This is a genomic window from Gilliamella sp. CG16 (assembly GCF_046635785.1).
Lineage (GTDB): Bacteria > Pseudomonadota > Gammaproteobacteria > Enterobacterales > Orbaceae > Gilliamella > Gilliamella apicola_I.
In genome coordinates this window covers 1-1,592 of sequence record NZ_JBIDFL010000026.1, presented here as the reverse complement: position 1 = coordinate 1,592, position 1,592 = coordinate 1, and the positions used below count along the sequence as shown (strand labels likewise).

Sequence of the window (1,592 nt, the reverse complement as noted above, 5' to 3'; positions counted from 1 at the left end):
GGTGTTATTGCTAATGCAGAGGGTAACACAAATATCAATTTAAAACCGATTCACTTTGAAGATGTTGGAAAGACAGTTCAAAACCAATACTTCTTATTGGCAGGAAGTTCAAATACTTCACCATCGGCAGGTATAGGTAGTAATCAAGCGATTAATAGTGGTATTGCGGGTAAAACTATTATTGACGGCACATCTCCTGAATTGCCAATTGATAATGTATTGATCGGTCTAATTGATTCAAGCGGAACAGAGATCGCTCGTCAATATACAAATGCTAACGGTGAATATCATTTCTATAACTTACCTTCCGGTAAATATAGTATTAATGTTGTAACCTCGCCAGATAATTATTCATTAGTTAAAAACAGTAAAGGTACCACTCAACCAATTGATACTTTATCTAGTTTAGATTTAACTAATGTGGGCATAAAAGACAATAATTTCTATTACAAACAAGCGAGTGATAAAGGTATCGAAGGTAAAATCTATGTTGATTATGCCGATAATAATACCGATTTAACTCAGTTAAATGCGTTTGCACATTTACTTGATAGCGAAACAGCATTGACTGTTGAGTTACGTGATGGTTTAGATGGTACCGGTAAGCTATTGATGACTCAACAAACCGTGGATGGTGAGTACAAATTTTCTAACTTGATGTATGGTGATAATGCTAACTATTCCGTGATACTTAAATTAGACACTAATGCCGACTATGCGTTTAAACAAAGCTCAGCCGGTAAAGACGCGAAACATATTATTATTCCGATCGCAAATTTACCAAAAGATGGTTCACAAAATAATAATTATCTATTGGTAGGAAAACAAAAAATCGGTGGTGATGTCTGGATTGATGAAAATGAAAGTGGAGATAGACAGGATAACGAAGGGACTAAGGGCATCAATGTGACCCTTAATTATCAGGCGCCGGGTGTAACGGATTACGTTGAACTTAAAAAGGTTAACACCGATAATTCAGGTTACTATCAGTTTGAAAAATTACCGAAAGGAGGTAACTATCAAATTAAGGTTAGCACACCAGAAGGAACGCAATTAATTGCGAACCGTGTCATCCCTGGAAATAGTGATAGTTATGCGTTTACTTCGTTAACAAAAGACGAGTTAACTAATAGTTCAGCATATAAATATAATAGTGTGATAAAAGGTCATGTGAGTATTGATGTCGATAACAGTCAAACGAACACTGCTGTAGATAGAGATTTAACAGGACTGAAATTAACGCTGAAAAGATCGGATGGCAATCTTACCCGACAAGCTATTACTGACAGTAATGGTCATTTTGAAGTGGATAACTTATCGTTTGGCGATTGGATTATCACGGCAGACAATTCGCAAAGTGTGGCTGACTGGAGTAGTTACCAATTGAGTTATACCCAAACGGGTAATAAAGCGGTGGCAGCGACGGCAAAAGACTTATCATTAACGGTTAATCTTTCAAAGCAAAATCCAGCGGTGAATGGTGTTGAAATAGGTTATCACGGCAGTGCGGTTATTAAAGGTTATGTGGTGATCGATGCCGATAACGACGGAAAATACAGCGCAAACGATATTGCCTTTGGCGCATTAAGTAC

General features: G+C 37.1%; 1 protein-coding gene. It reads left to right on the top strand.

The features are described 5' to 3' along the window. Positions 1-1,592: SdrD B-like domain-containing protein (locus tag ACGH47_RS11350; RefSeq protein WP_411623480.1), on the top strand; the 1,592-nt coding region annotated here is incomplete at both ends.